The 16,299-nt window shown below is 63.6% G+C and carries 17 protein-coding genes; 2 read left to right on the forward strand and 15 right to left on the reverse strand.

The features are described 5' to 3' along the window. Position 1: 1 nt before the first annotated feature. The 9 genes from rplB to rpsL all read right to left on the reverse strand — a co-directional run bounded on the left by rplB (position 2) and on the right by rpsL (position 7,410). The gene (rplB, locus tag ACRYLT_RS01010) at positions 2-838 is read right to left on the reverse strand and encodes a 50S ribosomal protein L2 (protein ID WP_482662250.1); all 837 of its coding nucleotides are present in this window, start codon (positions 836-838) and stop codon (positions 2-4) included. 10 nt (positions 839-848) lie between these two features. Further along, positions 849-1,166: a 50S ribosomal protein L23 gene (locus ACRYLT_RS01015; RefSeq protein WP_482662251.1), complete on the reverse strand. Its 318-nt coding sequence runs from the start codon at positions 1,164-1,166 to the stop codon at positions 849-851. Next, positions 1,159-1,788, reverse strand: coding sequence for a 50S ribosomal protein L4 (gene rplD, locus ACRYLT_RS01020; RefSeq protein WP_482662252.1), 630 nt, complete (start codon positions 1,786-1,788; stop codon positions 1,159-1,161). Before rplD ends, ACRYLT_RS01015 begins: the two co-directional genes overlap by 8 nt. Before the next feature lie 3 nt (positions 1,789-1,791). Then, the gene (gene rplC, locus ACRYLT_RS01025; RefSeq protein WP_482662253.1) at positions 1,792-2,550 is read right to left on the reverse strand and encodes a 50S ribosomal protein L3; all 759 of its coding nucleotides are present in this window, start codon (positions 2,548-2,550) and stop codon (positions 1,792-1,794) included. A 164-nt stretch (positions 2,551-2,714) separates the two neighbouring features. After that, complete coding sequence (rpsJ, locus tag ACRYLT_RS01030) at positions 2,715-3,026, reverse strand: 30S ribosomal protein S10 (protein ID WP_044450118.1); 312 nt, start codon at positions 3,024-3,026, stop codon at positions 2,715-2,717. A gap of 140 nt (positions 3,027-3,166) precedes the next feature. After that, positions 3,167-4,357 (reverse strand): elongation factor Tu, encoded by a 1,191-nt coding sequence (gene tuf / locus ACRYLT_RS01035; RefSeq protein ID WP_482662254.1) that lies wholly within the window; start codon positions 4,355-4,357, stop codon positions 3,167-3,169. A 46-nt stretch (positions 4,358-4,403) separates the two neighbouring features. After that, a complete protein-coding gene (gene fusA / locus ACRYLT_RS01040) occupies positions 4,404-6,479 on the reverse strand; it encodes an elongation factor G (protein ID WP_482662255.1) in 2,076 nt (691 codons plus the stop codon). A 42-nt stretch (positions 6,480-6,521) separates the two neighbouring features. After that, positions 6,522-6,992: a 30S ribosomal protein S7 gene (gene rpsG / locus ACRYLT_RS01045; protein WP_482662256.1), complete on the reverse strand. Its 471-nt coding sequence runs from the start codon at positions 6,990-6,992 to the stop codon at positions 6,522-6,524. A gap of 46 nt (positions 6,993-7,038) precedes the next feature. Next, positions 7,039-7,410, reverse strand: coding sequence for a 30S ribosomal protein S12 (gene rpsL, locus ACRYLT_RS01050; RefSeq protein ID WP_147044308.1), 372 nt, complete (start codon positions 7,408-7,410; stop codon positions 7,039-7,041). Positions 7,411-7,972: 562 nt separating this feature from the next. On the opposite strand from rpsL, the gene ACRYLT_RS01055 reads away from it, so the two are divergent. Next, a complete protein-coding gene (locus ACRYLT_RS01055) occupies positions 7,973-9,772 on the forward strand; it encodes an ABC transporter ATP-binding protein (protein WP_482662257.1) in 1,800 nt (599 codons plus the stop codon). A gap of 43 nt (positions 9,773-9,815) precedes the next feature. Here the strand turns inward: ACRYLT_RS01055 and ACRYLT_RS01060 are convergent, their stop codons facing one another. The 4 genes from ACRYLT_RS01060 to ACRYLT_RS01075 form a co-directional block, all read right to left on the reverse strand. After that, positions 9,816-10,217: a cupin domain-containing protein gene (locus ACRYLT_RS01060; RefSeq protein WP_482662258.1), complete on the reverse strand. Its 402-nt coding sequence runs from the start codon at positions 10,215-10,217 to the stop codon at positions 9,816-9,818. 328 nt (positions 10,218-10,545) lie between these two features. Further along, positions 10,546-11,034 (reverse strand): hypothetical protein, encoded by a 489-nt coding sequence (locus ACRYLT_RS01065; protein WP_482662259.1) that lies wholly within the window; start codon positions 11,032-11,034, stop codon positions 10,546-10,548. A gap of 442 nt (positions 11,035-11,476) precedes the next feature. After that, a complete protein-coding gene (locus ACRYLT_RS01070; RefSeq protein ID WP_482662260.1) occupies positions 11,477-11,983 on the reverse strand; it encodes a DUF421 domain-containing protein in 507 nt (168 codons plus the stop codon). A gap of 122 nt (positions 11,984-12,105) precedes the next feature. After that, positions 12,106-12,516: a four-helix bundle copper-binding protein gene (locus ACRYLT_RS01075; RefSeq protein WP_482662261.1), complete on the reverse strand. Its 411-nt coding sequence runs from the start codon at positions 12,514-12,516 to the stop codon at positions 12,106-12,108. 371 nt (positions 12,517-12,887) lie between these two features. Here ACRYLT_RS01075 and ACRYLT_RS01080 point away from each other — a divergent pair, with 371 nt between their 5' ends. Then, positions 12,888-13,337 (forward strand): globin family protein, encoded by a 450-nt coding sequence (locus tag ACRYLT_RS01080; RefSeq protein WP_482662262.1) that lies wholly within the window; start codon positions 12,888-12,890, stop codon positions 13,335-13,337. A gap of 95 nt (positions 13,338-13,432) precedes the next feature. On the opposite strand, the gene lpdA is transcribed toward ACRYLT_RS01080, so the two are convergent. Together lpdA and ACRYLT_RS01090 are read right to left on the reverse strand one after the other, a co-directional pair. After that, positions 13,433-14,815: a dihydrolipoyl dehydrogenase gene (gene lpdA, locus ACRYLT_RS01085; protein ID WP_482662263.1), complete on the reverse strand. Its 1,383-nt coding sequence runs from the start codon at positions 14,813-14,815 to the stop codon at positions 13,433-13,435. A gap of 70 nt (positions 14,816-14,885) precedes the next feature. Next, positions 14,886-16,211: a pyruvate dehydrogenase complex dihydrolipoamide acetyltransferase gene (locus ACRYLT_RS01090; RefSeq protein ID WP_482662264.1), complete on the reverse strand. Its 1,326-nt coding sequence runs from the start codon at positions 16,209-16,211 to the stop codon at positions 14,886-14,888. Positions 16,212-16,299: the final 88 nt, after the last annotated feature.

Below are 16,299 nucleotides of genomic sequence, written 5' to 3' on the forward strand. Positions count from 1 at the left end.
CTTACCTCTTCTTCTTCGCGTGACGCGAACGGATGATCATCTTGTCCGTCGCCTTGTTCTTGCGGGTGCGGGCACCCTTGGTCGGCTTGCCCCACGGAGTGACCGGGTGACGACCGCCCGAAGTGCGGCCTTCGCCGCCGCCGTGCGGGTGGTCCACCGGGTTCTTCGCGACGCCGCGAGTCAGCGGACGCCGACCCATCCAGCGGCTGCGGCCCGCCTTGGCGAAATTCTGGTTCTGGTTGTCGGGGTTCGAGACCGCGCCAACCGTTCCCATGCAGTCGGCACGGACGTAGCGCTGCTCGCCCGAGTTCAGACGGACGATGACCATTCCGCGGTCGCGGCCCACGACCTGAACATAGGTCCCGGCGGCGCGGGCGATCTGGCCGCCTTTGCCCGGCTTCATCTCCACATTGTGGACGATGGTGCCGACCGGCATCTGACCCAGCTCCATGGCATTGCCCGGCTTCACGTCGACCTTGCGGCCCGCGACGATGGTGTCGCCCTGAGCCAGGCGCTGCGGCGCGAGGATATAAGCCAGTTCGCCATCCTCGTAGCGGACCAGAGCGATGAAGGCCGTGCGATTGGGATCATATTCCAGCCGCTCGACGGTGGCCGGCACGTCCCACTTGCGACGCTTGAAGTCGATATAGCGGTACTTCTGCTTGTGGCCGCCGGCGATCCCGCGCGAGGTCACATGGCCCTTGTTGTTGCGGCCGCCCGTCTTGCGCTTGCCTTCGGTCAGCGCCTTGACGGGCCTGCCCTTCCAGAGCGCCGACTTGTCGACGAGGATCAGCCCGCGCTGCGACGAGGTGACCGGATTATATTGCTTGAGTGCCATGATTCGCGCCTCAGATTCCGGTGGTGACGTCGATCGACTGGCCCTCGGCCAGGGTCACGATCGCTTTCTTGACGTCCGAGCGCACGTAGGGCCGGCCCCGCCAGCGCTTCGTCTTGCCCTTGGTCGTGATGGTGTTCACGCCGGTGACGTTGACCCCGAACAGGGCCTCGACCGCCGCCTTGATCTGCGGCTTGGAGGCGCCATTGGCGACCTTGAAGACGACGGCATTGTGCTCGGAGAGCAGAGTCGATTTCTCGGTGATGTGCGGGCTCAGGATGACATCGTAATGATTGACGTCGACCCGCGGCTGCTGCTTCGCCTTAGCCATTGAACCGGGCCTCCAGCTTCTCGACCGCGGCGCGGGTCAGCACCAGGGTGTCATGGTTGAGGATGTCGTAGACGTTCGCACCGACCGCCGGCAGGAGGTTGATCTCCTTGAGGTTGGCCGAAGCGCGAGCGAATCCGACGTTGAGCGCGTCGCCGTCGATCACCAGCGCGGTCTTGCCGAGACCGAGGTTGGCCAGCCGCTCCTTGAGCTGCGCCGTCTTGGCCTCCTGCAGGTCGAGGCTGTCGACGACCACCAGATTGCCACCCTGGGCCTTGGCCGAGAGCGCCATCTTCAGGCCGAGCGCGCGAACCTTCTTGTTGAGCGACGGATTGAACTCGCGAGCACGCGATCCATGCGCCTTGCCGCCGCCGATGAAGATCGGAGCGCGGCGATCGCCGTGACGAGCCGTGCCGCCGCCCTTCTGTCGGCCGAACTTCTTGCCGGTGCGCGCGACGTCGCTGCGCTCCCGGGTTGCACGCGTGGGCGCCCGACGCTTTTCGAGCTGCCAGGTGACGACACGGTGCAGGATGTCGGCGCGCGGCTCGACGCCGAACACGGCATCGTTGAGCTCGATGTCGCCGCCCTTAGCCTTGGCGTCCAGGCTCTGAACCTTGACCTTCATTGCTTAGCCTTCCTGGCCTTCGGTGGCTTCCGCGGCGACTTCCGACTCGGCGGGAGTCTCGGCGGGAGCTTCGTTGTTGGCATTGGCCGCCTGCTTCACTGCGGCGGGATAGGGCAGGTCGGCCGGACGCGAAGTCTTCACGGCGTCCTTGACGAGCAGCCAGCTGCCCTTGTGGCCCGGGACCGATCCCTTGACGAAGATGAGCCCGCGGTCCGCATCGGTTCGCACGACCTCGAGATTCTGCTGGGTGCGATTGCGCGCACCCATGTGCCCGGCCATCTTCTTGTTCTTGAACACGCGGCCCGGATCCTGGCGATTGCCGGTCGAGCCGTGCGAGCGGTGCGACACGGAGACGCCGTGGGTGGCGCGAAGACCGCCGAAGCCCCAGCGCTTCATCGCGCCGGCAAAGCCCTTGCCCTGAGTCACGCCCGAAACATCGACGAGCTGGCCGGCAACGAAATGGTCGGCGGAAAGCTCGGCTCCGACGTCGAGAAGCGCGTCCTCGGCGACACGGAATTCGACAACCCGCGCCTTCGGTTCCACCTCGGCCTTGCCGAAATGGCCGCGCTGCGGTTTGGACAGGTTCTTGGCCTTGGCCGTGCCGGCGCCCAGCTGGACGGCGGTATAGCCGTCGCGCTCCGCCTCGCGGCGGGCGACGACCTGGACATTGTCGAGCGCCAGGACGGTGACCGGAACATGCCGGCCGTCTTCCTGGAACAGGCGGGTCATCCCCACTTTTTTCGCGATCACGCCAGTGCGCATGATCCAACTCCTTACGACAGAGGCCCCGCGGCACCATTGCCGGGGGGCGTGTTCAAGCCCGAATAAGATGCGTGCCCCGCCTGGGCTCATGCTCCACCCGAGGGCGAAGCGGCGGGGACGCAGTCCGCAGCGATGCTGCGCGGTATCCCTATGTCAGCGGCCGCTTAGGCCAGCTTGATCTCGACGTCCACGCCCGCTGCGAGGTCGAGCTTCATCAGCGCGTCGACCGTCTGGGGCGTCGGCTGCACGATGTCGAGCAGCCGCTTGTACGTCCTGACCTCGAACTGCTCGCGCGACTTCTTGTCGATGTGCGGCGAGCGGTTCACGGTGAACTTCTCAATGCGCGTCGGGAGCGGAATGGGCCCGCGGATGAGTGCGCCGGTGCGACGGGCGGTATCGGCGATGTCGCCGGTCGCCTGATCGAGCACGCGATGATCGAACGCCTTGAGGCGAATTCTTATGTTCTGCGTTTCCATTCCAACTTACCGATGCGAAAGAGCCGGCCCCGAGGGGCAACCGGGCTTCACCGGGACCGAAGCGGCCCGGATCGGCCATTAATCCAACCAAAAGGCGAGCCGCCCGAATCTTCCCAGACTCGGGCGGCTGCTGCCCTATATTACTTCGTGATCTCGGCGACAACCCCTGCGCCGACGGTCCGGCCACCTTCGCGGATCGCGAAGCGCAGGCCCTGGTCCATCGCGATGGGAGCGATGAGCTTCACGCCCAGATTCACGTTGTCGCCGGGCATGACCATCTCGGTGCCCTCCGGCAGCTCCACTTCGCCCGTCACGTCGGTCGTGCGGAAGTAGAATTGCGGACGGTAGTTGGCGAAGAACGGCGTGTGACGGCCACCCTCCTCCTTCGAGAGGACATAGACCTCGGCCTTGAAGTCGGTGTGCGGCGTGATCGAGCCGGGCTTGGCCAGAACCTGGCCACGCTCGACCTCGTCGCGGCCGACGCCGCGAAGCAGAGCGCCGATATTGTCGCCGGCCTGACCCTGGTCGAGGAGCTTGCGAAACATCTCGACGCCGGTGACGACGGTCTTCTGCGTGTCGCGGATGCCGACAATCTCGACTTCCTCGCCGACCTTGACGATTCCGGTTTCGACACGGCCGGTGACGACGGTGCCACGGCCCGAGATCGAGAACACGTCCTCGATCGGCATCAGGAACGGACGGTCGAGCGGACGCTCCGGCTGCGGAATATAGTCGTCGACCGCGCGCATCAGCTCGAGAACGGCATCGCGGCCGATCTTCGTGTCGCTGTCCTCAAGTGCGGCGAGCGCCGAGCCCTTGATGATCGGAATGTCGTCGCCCGGGAAGTCGTAGCTCGACAGAAGCTCGCGGATCTCGAGCTCGACCAGCTCCAGCAGCTCCTCGTCGTCGACCTGGTCGACCTTGTTCATGAACACGACCAGCGCCGGAACGCCGACCTGGCGGGCGAGAAGGATGTGCTCGCGGGTCTGCGGCATCGGGCCGTCGGCGGCCGAAACCACCAGGATCGCACCGTCCATCTGAGCGGCGCCGGTGATCATGTTCTTCACATAGTCGGCGTGACCCGGGCAGTCGACGTGCGCATAGTGGCGGTTCTCGGTCTCATACTCGACGTGAGCGGTCGAGATGGTGATTCCGCGCTCGCGCTCTTCCGGCGCCTTGTCGATCTGATCGTAAGCCGTGAAGGTCGCTCCGCCGGTCTCGGCCAGGACCTTGGTGATCGCCGCGGTCAGCGAGGTCTTGCCATGGTCGACGTGACCGATGGTGCCGATGTTGCAGTGCGGCTTGGTCCGCTCAAACTTAGCTTTCGCCATTTTCCCTAACCCTCGTCTTTCTGTTCAATTTCACTGTTCGGCCTGCTCAGGCGAGCTTGGCCTTGACCTCTTCAGCGACGTTCGCCGGCACCTCGTCATAGTGCGAGAACTGCATCGTGTACTGAGCGCGGCCCTGCGTGAAGGAGCGAAGCTCATTAACGTAGCCGAACATATTGGCAAGCGGCACCATCGCCTCGACGACCTGGGCATTTCCACGGCTGTCCGTGCCCTGGATCTGCCCGCGCCGGCTGTTCAGGTCGCCGATGACGTCGCCCAGATAGTCTTCCGGGGTGACGACCTCAACCTTCATGATCGGCTCGAGCAGCTTGATTCCGGCCTTCTGAGCGGCCTCGCGCATCGCGCCGCGGCCGGTGATCTCGAAGGCGAGCGCCGAAGAGTCGACGTCGTGATACTTGCCGTCGATCAGGCGGATTTTGAAGTCGATGATCGGGAAGCCGATCAGCGAGCCGGTTTCCGCCGTCTCACGCATGCCCTTTTCAACCGACGGGATATATTCGCGCGGGATGTTGCCGCCCTTGATCTCGTCGACGAACACGATTCCGCTGCCCCGCTCACCGGGCTCGAGCGCCACCCGAACCTCGCCGAACTGACCGGAGCCGCCCGACTGCTTCTTGTGGGTGTAGGTCAGCTCGACCGGCTTCGCCAGGGATTCGCGATAGGCGACCTGCGGCGCGCCGACATTGGCGTCGACCTTGAATTCGCGCTTCATGCGATCGACGAGAATCTCGAGGTGGAGTTCGCCCATCCCCTTGATGATCGTCTGTCCACTTTCGTGATCCGAAGTGACTCGGAAGCTCGGATCCTCGGCCGCCAGACGCGACAGGGCGATGCCCATCTTCTCCTGGTCCGCCTTGGTCTTCGGCTCGACCGCGACCTCGATGACCGGATCCGGGAACTCCATCCGCTCCAGGATGATCGGAGCGTTGGCCGCGCAGAGCGTATCGCCGGTGGTCGTGTCCTTGAGGCCGACCAGAGCAACGATATCGCCCGCATAGGCTTCCTTGATGTCCTCGCGGTCGTTCGCGTGCATCAGAAGCATTCGGCCGACCTTCTCCTTCTTGTCCTTGACCGAATTGAGGACGGTCGAGGCGCCCTCGAGCTTGCCCGAATAGATCCGGGCGAAGGTCAGGGTTCCGACGAACGGGTCGGTCATGATCTTGAAGGCGAGAGCGGAGAAGGGCGCACCATCCTCGGCGGGACGAACATCGGTCTCTTCGGTGCCGGGCTTCACACCCTCGACCGGAGGGATGTCGAGCGGGCTCGGCAGATAGTCGATCACCGCATCCAGCATCGGCTGGACGCCCTTGTTCTTGAACGCCGATCCGGTCAGCACCGGAACGAACGAGAAGTTGAGCGTGCCCTTGCGGATCAGCTTCTTGAGCGTCGCGACGTCCGGCTCGTTGCCTTCGAGATAGGCTTCCATGGCGGCGTCGTCCTGCTCGACCGCCATCTCGATGAGATCCATTCGGGCCGCCTCGGCAGCGTCCTTCATGTCCTCGGGGATGTCGCGGATCTCGAACTTGGCGCCGAGGCTCTCCTCGAGCCAGACGATGGCATTGTTGTTGACCAGATCGACCACGCCGACGAAGTCGCTCTCAAGGCCGATCGGAAGCTGCATGATCATCGGACGGGCGCCGAGCCGGTCCTTGATCATCTGCACGCAGCGGTCGAAGTTCGCACCCATCCGGTCGAGCTTGTTGACGAAGCACATGCGCGGCACGCGATACTTGTCGGCCTGGCGCCAGACCGTCTCCGACTGCGGTTCCACGCCGGCGACGCCGTCGAACACGGCGACCGCACCGTCGAGCACGCGCAGCGAGCGTTCGACTTCGATGGTGAAGTCGACGTGGCCGGGGGTGTCGATGATGTTGATCCGGTGATCGTTCCAGAAACAGGTCGTCGCCGCGGACGTGATCGTGATTCCGCGCTCCTGCTCCTGCTCCATCCAGTCCATCGTGGCGGTGCCCTCATGGACTTCGCCGATCTTGTAGGACTTGCCGGTATAATAGAGGATTCGCTCGGTCGTCGTCGTCTTGCCGGCATCGATATGCGCCATGATGCCGATGTTGCGATATTTCTCGAGCGGATGGCTGCGGGCCATTTTCTTGTCTCCTGGGCCGGGGACGGCCCGGCGTTCGAATTGTTACCAGCGATAGTGCGAGAAGGCGCGGTTGGCTTCGGCCATCCGGTGCGTGTCTTCGCGCTTCTTCACCGCGTTGCCGCGGTTCGACGAGGCGTCGAGGAGCTCGCCGGACAGGCGTGCCGACATCGTCTTTTCCGATCGGGCGCGAGCGGCCGAAATCAGCCAGCGGATGGCGAGCGCCTGAGCGCGTTCCGGGCGGACTTCGACCGGAACCTGGTAGGTCGCACCGCCGACCCGGCGGGAGCGGACCTCGATACCCGGCTTCACATTGTTGAGCGCATCATGGAAGACCTGCAGCGGATCCTTCTTGGCGCGCGCCTCGACATTGTCGAGGGCACCATAGACGATTCCTTCGGCGACGGACTTCTTGCCGTCCAGCATGACGCTGTTCATGAACTTGGACAGCACAACGTCCCCGAACCGGGGATCGGGGAGGACTTCGCGCTTCTCGGGGCGACGACGACGGGACATTCTTCTCTTCCTTTCTCTTCAGCCTGGTCCGGAATGGCTCCGGGGCTTACTTCGGACGCTTGGCGCCGTATTTGGAACGGGATTGCTTGCGATCCTTGACACCCTGGGTGTCGAGGACTCCGCGCAGGACATGGTAGCGAACGCCGGGAAGGTCGCGAACACGACCGCCGCGGATCAGCACCACCGAGTGCTCCTGGAGATTGTGACCCTCGCCCGGAATGTAGCTGATCACCTCACGCTGATTGGTCAGGCGGACCTTGGCCACCTTTCTCAGCGCCGAATTGGGCTTCTTCGGGGTCGTCGTATAGACGCGGGTGCAGACTCCACGCTTTTGCGGGTTCTGCTCCATCGCGGGAACTTTGGATTTCGCCTTCTGCGGCTCGCGACCCTTGCGGATCAACTGGTTGATCGTCGGCATGAAGCCCTTCACTTCCTTCAAGTTACTCTACTGCAACGCAAAATGCGCAAAAGACCCGGCGGCCTTGATCGGCCCCCCAGGCCTCTGCTTCACGCGCAGCAGTGTTCAGCTCTTAAGCGCCCGTCTCGAGACAGCATCTGGCTCGAAAAGCCACCACCAGCCCCGGGCGCGGCGGCCTATAACCGCGAGGCCCATATGGGTCAACATACTGCGTTTGTGAAGGGCGCTGCCGGCGGAAAGAGCAATCATCTGGCTCGTCGCCGCGCCCCGGGGCAGGTCGCGGAAACTGGATCGACCGGATCCGAACCGTAAGTCGGCGTGTACGCCCGCTCCGCATCGGCTTCAAGGTCTCCAGACGTCTGGCGCTCAGGCTTGTTCTGCGCTATTGGGCGTTTCCGCACCTGCAGAGAAGGAGGGCATTGATGACGATCACGCACTTGCCGCTCCTCATTGGCCGACTCCGGCGTTCCCTTCGCTGAGTCCCCGGCGGCAGAGCCGCCGATTCGCTTCTTCCACCTGAACCATCTGTAGGGACGCGCGCGGACCAGCGCGCGGTGCATCGATGACCCGTTCCAAACCTTCGCGCGGCCACGGCTCAGCGCTGCGCCTCGTCTTCCGCTTCGCCCTTCGCCACTGGGCAGGCCGCAAATGGCTGGCCATTGCCATGTGCTTGGCCATGTCGCTGGCAACCTTGACCGAGATATTCGTGCCGATCTTCGCTGGGCGGCTGATCGATTCGCTGTCGCTCGGCACTGGCGCGACTGCCGCTGCCACTCAGGCCTTTCTCGCCATGGTCGGACTCGGGCTGGCGATGGTGGCTCTACGTCATACCGCATGGTCCCTGGTCGTGCCGTTCACGCTGGGCATCATGCGTGCTTCAGCCTCCGAGGCCTTCCATCGGGTGCAGAGGCTTTCGACGGACTGGCATGCGAACAGCTTCGCCGGATCGGTGGTGCGCAAGATCACCCGCGGCATGTGGGCTTTCGACACGCTCGACGACGTCGTCCTCCTGGCCCTTCTGCCCTCGCTGGTGGCCTTGTCCGGAACGGTGGCGCTGCTCGCCGTTCAGTGGCCCCTGCTCGGCCTCGTCATGGCGGTTGGAGCGATCGCCTATGTCGCTCTGACGGTATTACTGGCCACCCGGGTGCTGGCGCCCGCGGCACGCCTGTCGAATCAATGGGACACTCGGGTTGGCGGATTGCTTGCGGACGCCATCGGGACCAATGCCGTGGTGAAGGCTTTCGCCGCCGAAGCGCGCGAAGATGCGCGGCTGGCGGCGGTGCTCGGCAAATGGAGTCGGCGCACCCGTCGGACATGGATGCGCTTTACCTGGAGCGGAACCGGGCAGCTCGCGCTGCTGTGGGCAGTTCGGGCCGCAGTCACGGGCACCGCCTTGTGGCTGTGGACCCTTGGCGAGGCGAGCGCAGGCGACGTCGTTTACGTGCTGACGGCCTATCTCGTCCTGCACGGCTACCTGAGAGACATAGGCCAGCACGTCCATCACCTGCAGCGGGCGGTCAACGAGATGGAGGAACTCGCGCTCATTCAGGAGGAGCCGTTCGGCGTTGCCGACCGGAAAGACGCTCAGCCGATCCGGATCGAAGCGGGTGTAATAGAGTTCAGCAACGTCACCTTCCGCTATGGCGGGCATGCGACGCCGCTTTATTCCGCGCTGGACGTGAAGATTGCGGCCGGGCAGCGAGTCGGGCTGGTCGGCCATTCGGGCTCCGGCAAGACCACCTTCGTCAAATTGATCCAGCGGCTCTACGACGTGACCGACGGGCGGATCTGCATCGACGGCCAGGATATCGCCTGGGCCACCCAGGAGTCGATTCGTCGGCAAGTGGCGATCGTGCCGCAGGAGCCGATCCTGTTCCACCGCAGCCTTGCCGAAAATATCGGCTATGCTCGTCCGAACGCCACGCATGAAGAGATAGAGGCGGCGGCTCGGCTCGCCAACGCCCATGATTTCATCGAGAGCCTGCCTCGAGGCTATCAGACGCTGGTCGGAGAGCGGGGGGTTAAATTGTCGGGCGGCGAGCGCCAGCGCGTGGCACTCGCCCGCGCCTTCCTCGCCGACGCTCCGATCCTGATACTCGACGAAGCGACTTCGAGTCTCGACTCCGAGTCCGAAGCGCTGATCCAGCAGGCCATCGAGCGGCTGATGCTGAGACGAACGGCGATCGTCATCGCCCATCGCCTGTCGACGGTTCGGACGCTCGATCGGATCCTGGTGTTCGACAAGGGGCGGATTGTCGAGGACGGAAGTCACGATTTGCTGCTCGCCCAGGCTGACGGCCGCTACCGCAAGCTGTTCGATCGCCAGGCGGGCACTCACGCCGCCGAGCCGCTCCTCGCCTGACTGAAGTACCGCCGGCTGCCAAGGCAGCCGGCGGTACACTTCTCTATTCCGTCGTTTCGCCGTCCCAGTGATCGTTGTCGTGGTCCTGTTCCGCCTGCTCCTTGGTCGTGTGGACCACGCCGTCCCGGTGTTCGGGCGGTGCGTAGAGCGTGTACAGCCTCAGGGGGTGCGAGCCGCTGTTGATCACGTTGTGCCGGGCGCCAGCCGGCACGATCACCGCGAAATCGTCTTCGACCCGGTTCTCGACGCCGTCGATCTTGATGATCCCCTCGCCTTCCTCGATCCGGAAGAACTGATCGCGGTCATCATGCACTTCCTCGCCAATGTCGCAGCCTGGCGGCAGGGTCATCAGCACCAGCTGCATGTTCTTGCCGGTGTAGAGAACGCGCCGAAAATCCTCATTCTCAACCGTCGCCCGCTCGATATTGTCGACATATCCCTTCATCGATCGATTCCCTTTCACCCTGCAGCTTTCCAGCGGCCGCACCTTCCTCAGCGTCGACCAGCGGCCGACCTACCATCATTTCGCCACGGCTGCGCGGCGGCGCGACGAAGGCACGTCACCTCCGCAGGCCAGATAATCTTTGTCGAGCCGGTCCGGTTCCGGCGTGCTCCGTCGCCAAGTCAAGCAGGTAAAGGATATTCGGCGGGTCGCCGGTCGCGCGCAGCGCTCCAATCGGATTGCGGGATTGCTCGAAAGCGGCGGACGCCCTTACGCGACACCCCGCCCCGCGCCGAGCGCGGGGCGGGCCATTGCCTAGCGTCGCGACCGCTTAGCGGGGGTTGCGACCACGTTCGTAGGTCTGGACACAATTGTCGGTGACGGTCGCCGTGCAGGGCGGGTGCGAACTGTCGGTCATGTTCACGCTCTCGCCCGTGGCGGCATCGACCAGCGGCCCGCCGACGGCGGTTGCGGCAACACCGTTGAACCCGGCCGGAACCACTGCCGGATCGGACATGACGGCGATTCCCCGCGCGTCGCGTTCGGGGTTCGAGTTGCCGGGCTGGACGATCTGACCGCTCGCAGGCGCCATGCTGTGCGCCATAGTCTGATGAGTCATCGATCCATGAGACATGGTCGTCTGGCTGGTGCTCGTCCGACTGGTGACCGGCTCACGATCCACGTCCACATCGGCGTCGACGTCGAGGTCGCCGTCGGGCTGAACACCGACATTGGCATCGACGTCGAGCTCGGGCTGGGTTGTTTGAGCGATCGCAGCGCCGCTCATCAGCAGCGCAACCGCAAAGGCCATTGTTCTCATCACATCACTCCTATCGTCCGGTCTTCGGCGACAGCTGACTGCCGCCACTTCCATGTCGCGGCCGATCGAGCCGCAGGCGGGGGTTCAACCAACGAATTGGGGGATCGGCCGCCCAGGATCGGCCAGGATGAGGCGACTGCGCGCCAGTCCGATCGCCGCTGTGGAGGGATTCAGGCGCTGGCGAAGATGGCTGCCGCGACAACCAGCCCGATCAGCAAGGCCGTTCCCAACAGATTTGTCAGGAAAGTCCATTGGGCAAGCTTCTGTGCCTCTCCCGATCGGAAGAGGTCACGGCATATTGGCGAGAAAGCCGCAGCCGCGACACCTCCAGCTGACAATATCAGGCCGCGCTCTGCCGTGGAGCCCTCATCCTCTTCGATCTTCGACTATGCGGTGTCGAAAATGGTGCGTCGAGCCGACGAGAGTCAGTGCTGATCCGTCCTCAACGAAGCACGGAAGCGAGCGCCGTCAGCTCCTTCTGCCCATCGTTCCGAATGACGCTGAAACTGCCGTCCGTTTCCAGCACCACCGCGGCAACTTCCTCGATCCGGCCGATGCCCTGCTTGCGAATGGCCGACTCCACTTCGCTTCGAGTGACCCTTTCCTGCTTCATCGACTCGTCAAGATAGCGGCCCTGCTCAACCAGCAGTCGAGGCGATGATCGGACGAGCCGCTTGAACGGAGGCCATCGCACCGAGGCTCTGGAAACGAGATACTGAAGCCCGGCAAGCATTGCGAAGGCAAGCAGCCCCTCCGCCAGCGGCACGTCCTTGGAAAGCAGCACGGTGGCAAGGGTCGATCCGAAAGCCACCGTCACCACGAAATCGAACGCGTTAAGCTTGGCCAGCGAGCGCTTACCCGCGATTCGCAAGATCAGGATCAACCCCGCATAGGCGGCGATTGCCACCACTGCGACTCGGCCGAGCGAAGCGAGACTGTCGAACAGCATCAGCTCTCACCGCCTGCACGACGTCGCGGCGGCGGGCAGATCGTGGCCCCCACCGCCCTGGCCGAGCTTCTGCCAACGTCCAGCGCCCCTATCACCGGCTGCGCCACGAAAGGGTTCCGCCGTCAATCGGCGCTTCGGATCGACTGGATCGCGCGGTCGCAGGCTTGCTCGCAGCGGCGGCAGGCTTCGGCGCAGATCCGGCAATGTTCGTGCTTGGAGGCATGGCGCTCGCACTCCTCCGCACAGAGTCGACAAGCCGTCATGCACGCCTGAAGCGTTTCGACGATCGCGGTCTCGTTGGACCCGGTGCGCCGTGTAGCGAGCGATCCGGCGGCGAGGCAGAGATCCGCACAATCCAGGTTCAGCCTGATGCACTGCCTGAGTTCGGCAACCATTTCTTCGGCCAGACAGGCATCAGCGCAGGATGTGCAAGTCTGGGCGCAGGCATAACATTCCTCGATGCATCGCAGCAGGGCCTCGTTGGCATGGCCTCGGACGTCGGGATGACTCGAAATCATCTGTTGAACCTGCATGGCCGCTCTCCTGGCTTGTTGGGGGAATGACCGGTCAATGCACAAGCGAGGCCAAAGTTCTGCTGGCGCTAGCGAAAAACAGACCTGCGTGCCTTGCGAAAAGAGGTCTCACCGGTTAGCTTTTGGAGGTGCGACATTTCCCTTTCTTCGAGCGCATGCGGCTTCACGAGGCCGATTCCTGGTTCAAGCGCAGCCCTCGGGAGATCGAGCGCAGCTAGCGCTCGTTCCCCGGGGGGTAGACTTCGAATCAGGATCGGCGGTCGCAGCAAATATGGGCTGAGCAACCTCCATCGCTTTGCCGCTGGTCAAATGTGGAACCGTTGAAAGCGAAGTGCCTTGCCGCTCCTGTCGGTGGGCCAAGGAAAGACTGCATGCAGAAGAAGATAATCGCGGAAGACATCCGGCTTCGGATTGCCCAGTCGATGGCGGTCGTCGAGCGCCGGCGAGCCGCGATCACGGAGAAGATGCAGGAACGGATGCAGGAGCTCGAAACGCCTGACGAAGCGTTCGGGCAAGCCGAAATAACCGCTCTCCTGCTCGTCAACCTGCTGATCGATGGCGCAATGGACCTTGCCGCTTTCGGTGGACTTCGAGACCTCGCGCCGACCGCGGCCGAACATCACCGGCTCGACATAGACGGCCGCCATTATTCACGTTTCGGATTGGCGCTGGCACCGGTGCTTCGCGAAGTACTCGGCCTTTCGATGCCGCCGAAAACCGCTTCCGCCTGGTGCGACGCCTTCTGGTTCATCATCGCCCAACTTGCACCGAGCGAGACTCAGGAGAACCAATATGCGCGGCGGAGGTTCGCCACGCGCTGAATGACGTATCTCGTGATCATGACGGAACACGGCAGCAGGCAGCCGAGCAACCGCTCCGCCAAGCCAGCCTTGGCACTCAGGCGACGAGACTCAGATCAGTAGTGAAGTGCCCGTCCATAGGCGTCGAGGACGCTTTCGTGCATCATCTCGGACAGCGTCGGGTGCGGGAAGACCGTGTGCATCAGGTCTTCCTCGGTCGTTTCCAGCTGGCGAGCAATGGCATAGCCCTGGATCAGCTCGGTTACTTCGGCGCCGACCATGTGAGCCCCTAGCAGCTCGCCCGTGTCGGCATCGAACACCGTCTTGATGAAGCCTTCGGCCTCACCCAGTGCGATCGCCTTGCCGTTGCCGATGAAGGGAAACTTGCCGGTCCGAACCTTGCGACCCTCTTCCTTCGCCTTGGCTTCAGTCAGACCGACGCTGGCAACCTGCGGCCGCGAATAGGTGCAGCCCGGAATGTTCCAGGTCTCGAACGGGTGCGGCTTCTTGCCGGCAATTGCCTCGACACAGACGACGCCTTCATGGCTCGCCTTGTGCGCCAGCCATGGCGGCCCGGTGACGTCGCCGATGGCATAGACACCTTCGACATTGGTTCGACCGAAGCCGTCGACCGAGATGTGACCGCGTTCGGTCTTCACGCCCAGGGCGTCCAACCCGATATTTTCCGTGTTGGGGACGATGCCGATCGCAACGATGGCATGACTATATTGCTCGGTCGAGCCGCCCTTGAGCGTCGCGACAACGCCCTTTCCGGTGCTTTCCAGCTTCTCGACACCCGAGGAGACGTGGATCTTCATCCCCTGCTTGGTGAGCTGCTTGTGCATGAAAGCGGAGACTTCCTCATCCTCGACAGGAAGGATCCGTGGAAGCATCTCGACGATCGTAACCTCGGCACCCATGTCCGAATAGAAGCTGGCGAATTCCACGCCGATCGCGCCGGAGCCGATCACCAGCAGCTTGGTCGGCATTTCCTTGGGAACCATGGCATGGCGGTAGGTCCAGATCCGCTCGCCGTCCGCCTTGGCGAAAGGGAGATCGCGCGCACGGGCGCCCGTCGCCACGATGATGTGCTTTGCCTGGATCTCGGTCGTCTGACCGTCTCTGGTGACGGAAAGCTTCCCCTTGCCGGTCAGTCTTCCATCGCCCTCGACGACTGTCACCTTGTTCTTCTTCATCAGTCCCTTGACGCCCGCATTGAGCTGGCCGGCAACCTTTCGGCTTCGATCGACGATCTTGGAAAGGTCGAACGAAACCTTCTCGGCGCTGAGCCCGTAGGCGGAAGCGTGGGTCAGATAATGATTGATTTCCGAGGTTCGAAGCAGCGCCTTGGTCGGGATGCATCCCCAGTTGAGGCAGATTCCGCCCAGCTTCTCCCGCTCCACGATTGCGGTCTTCAGGCCCAGCTGCGAGGCTCGGATCGCGGCGACATAACCGCCCGGTCCCGAGCCAAGAACGACGAGATCGAATGTTTCAGCCATCATGCCTCCAGTGGGGGAAGACGGCGCCGTTCGGCCGTTCCCTCCCCGATTCGCACCGCTTCTTCGCCCTTCAGGCCAGCATCCCCAGCGGGTTTTCGACGAGACGCTTGAAAGCCTGCATCAGCCTGGCGCCGTCGGCGCCGTCGATCGCCCGGTGATCGAAGCTCCCGGTCGCGCTCATCACCGTTGCGATCTGAAGACTGTCGTTGATCACATAAGGCCGCTTCTCGCCTGCTCCGATCGCCATGATCATCCCCTGAGGCGGATTGATGACGGCGTCGAATTGCTTGATCCCGTACATCCCCATGTTCGACAGCGACGCCGTCCCACCCTGATATTGATGCGGCTGAAGCTTGCCCTCCTTCGCGAGGCCAGCCAGTTCCGCCATCTCCTTCGAGATTGCAGAAAGCGATTTGGCTTCGGCCCCGACGATGATCGGCGTGATCAGCCCGTTCGGGATCGACACCGCAACCGAGATGTCTGCTCGGCTATATTTGAGCAGCTGATCGCCGGAAATCGAGACATTGCATTCCGGAACCTCGATCAGAGCCGCAGCCAGGGCCTTGATGAGCATGTCGTTCACCGACAGCTTCACCCCTCGACTCTCGAGCCCCTTGTTGAGCTCGCCGCGAAGCTTGAGCAAGGCGTCCAGCTGGATGTCGACGGTGAGGTAGATGTGCGGGATCGTCTGCTTCGCCTCGGTCAGGCGCCGGGCGATCGTCTTGCGCATGTTGGAAAGCTTGACGGCCTCGTGGGGGATGTCGGTTTCGACCACCGCCGGTGCCGTCGCCGGCGCGGCCGGTGCAATCCGAGCGGGCGCGGCCTCGGCCGGCCTGGCGGGGGCCTTGCCCGCCGCCGCCTCGACGTCGGTCTTGACGATCCGTCCGCCAGGACCGGAGCCGGTCAGGCTGGAAAGGTCGATGCCCTGGGCCTGCGCCAGTCGGCGCGCGAGCGGGCTCGCCTTGATCCGATCCGCACTGTCGTGCCGCGGCTGCGGCGCCTCCGCCTTGACCGGGGCGGCCTCCTCCCTCGAAGCCGGAGCGGCGACAGGCGCCGGACTTTCCTTGGCTGGCTGACCGGCACCGGTTTCGCCGCCATCCTTCGCCACCGGTTCCTTGGCCGCGGTCGGGGCGGAAGCGGCCGAAGCATCCTCGCCCTCAGCGGCAATCAACGCGATCACGGTGCCGACTTTCACTTCGTCCGTCCCCTCGGGAACGAGGATCTTGGCAATCGTGCCTTCATCGACGGCTTCGAATTCCATCGTCGCCTTGTCGGTCTCGATCTCCGCAAGAATATCGCCCGACGAAACGATATCACCCTCCTTGACCAGCCATTTGGCGAGGGTCCCTTCCTCCATGGTCGGGGAGAGCGCGGGCATTTTGAGTTCGATCGGCATGGAAGCGGCTTCCCTTTCGCGAACGGCCGCGCCGTCCAAACAGCATCCTTGCCCCTCCGGTCAAGCCCGTCCGTCCCGAGCAAGGGAA

The sequence above is a fragment of the Sphingosinicella sp. SM1-17 genome, assembly GCF_056821765.1.

Bases quoted from the DNA above. Each gene is read 5' to 3' on its own strand.
- rplB (WP_482662250.1), bottom strand. From the start codon at position 838: ATGGCACTCAAGCAATATAATCCGGTCACCTCGTCGCAGCGCGGGCTG.
- ACRYLT_RS01015 (WP_482662251.1), bottom strand. From the start codon at position 1,166: ATGGCTAAGGCGAAGCAGCAGCCGCGGGTCGACGTCAATCATTACGAT.
- rplD (WP_482662252.1), bottom strand. From the start codon at position 1,788: ATGAAGGTCAAGGTTCAGAGCCTGGACGCCAAGGCTAAGGGCGGCGAC.
- rplC (WP_482662253.1), bottom strand. From the start codon at position 2,550: ATGCGCACTGGCGTGATCGCGAAAAAAGTGGGGATGACCCGCCTGTTC.
- rpsJ (WP_044450118.1), bottom strand. From the start codon at position 3,026: ATGGAAACGCAGAACATAAGAATTCGCCTCAAGGCGTTCGATCATCGC.
- tuf (WP_482662254.1), bottom strand. From the start codon at position 4,357: ATGGCGAAAGCTAAGTTTGAGCGGACCAAGCCGCACTGCAACATCGGC.
- fusA (WP_482662255.1), bottom strand. From the start codon at position 6,479: ATGGCCCGCAGCCATCCGCTCGAGAAATATCGCAACATCGGCATCATG.
- rpsG (WP_482662256.1), bottom strand. From the start codon at position 6,992: ATGTCCCGTCGTCGTCGCCCCGAGAAGCGCGAAGTCCTCCCCGATCCC.
- rpsL (WP_147044308.1), bottom strand. From the start codon at position 7,410: ATGCCGACGATCAACCAGTTGATCCGCAAGGGTCGCGAGCCGCAGAAG.
- ACRYLT_RS01055 (WP_482662257.1), top strand. From the start codon at position 7,973: ATGACCCGTTCCAAACCTTCGCGCGGCCACGGCTCAGCGCTGCGCCTC.
- ACRYLT_RS01060 (WP_482662258.1), bottom strand. From the start codon at position 10,217: ATGAAGGGATATGTCGACAATATCGAGCGGGCGACGGTTGAGAATGAG.
- ACRYLT_RS01065 (WP_482662259.1), bottom strand. From the start codon at position 11,034: ATGAGAACAATGGCCTTTGCGGTTGCGCTGCTGATGAGCGGCGCTGCG.
- ACRYLT_RS01070 (WP_482662260.1), bottom strand. From the start codon at position 11,983: ATGCTGTTCGACAGTCTCGCTTCGCTCGGCCGAGTCGCAGTGGTGGCA.
- ACRYLT_RS01075 (WP_482662261.1), bottom strand. From the start codon at position 12,516: ATGCAGGTTCAACAGATGATTTCGAGTCATCCCGACGTCCGAGGCCAT.
- ACRYLT_RS01080 (WP_482662262.1), top strand. From the start codon at position 12,888: ATGCAGAAGAAGATAATCGCGGAAGACATCCGGCTTCGGATTGCCCAG.
- lpdA (WP_482662263.1), bottom strand. From the start codon at position 14,815: ATGGCTGAAACATTCGATCTCGTCGTTCTTGGCTCGGGACCGGGCGGT.
- ACRYLT_RS01090 (WP_482662264.1), bottom strand. From the start codon at position 16,211: ATGCCGATCGAACTCAAAATGCCCGCGCTCTCCCCGACCATGGAGGAA.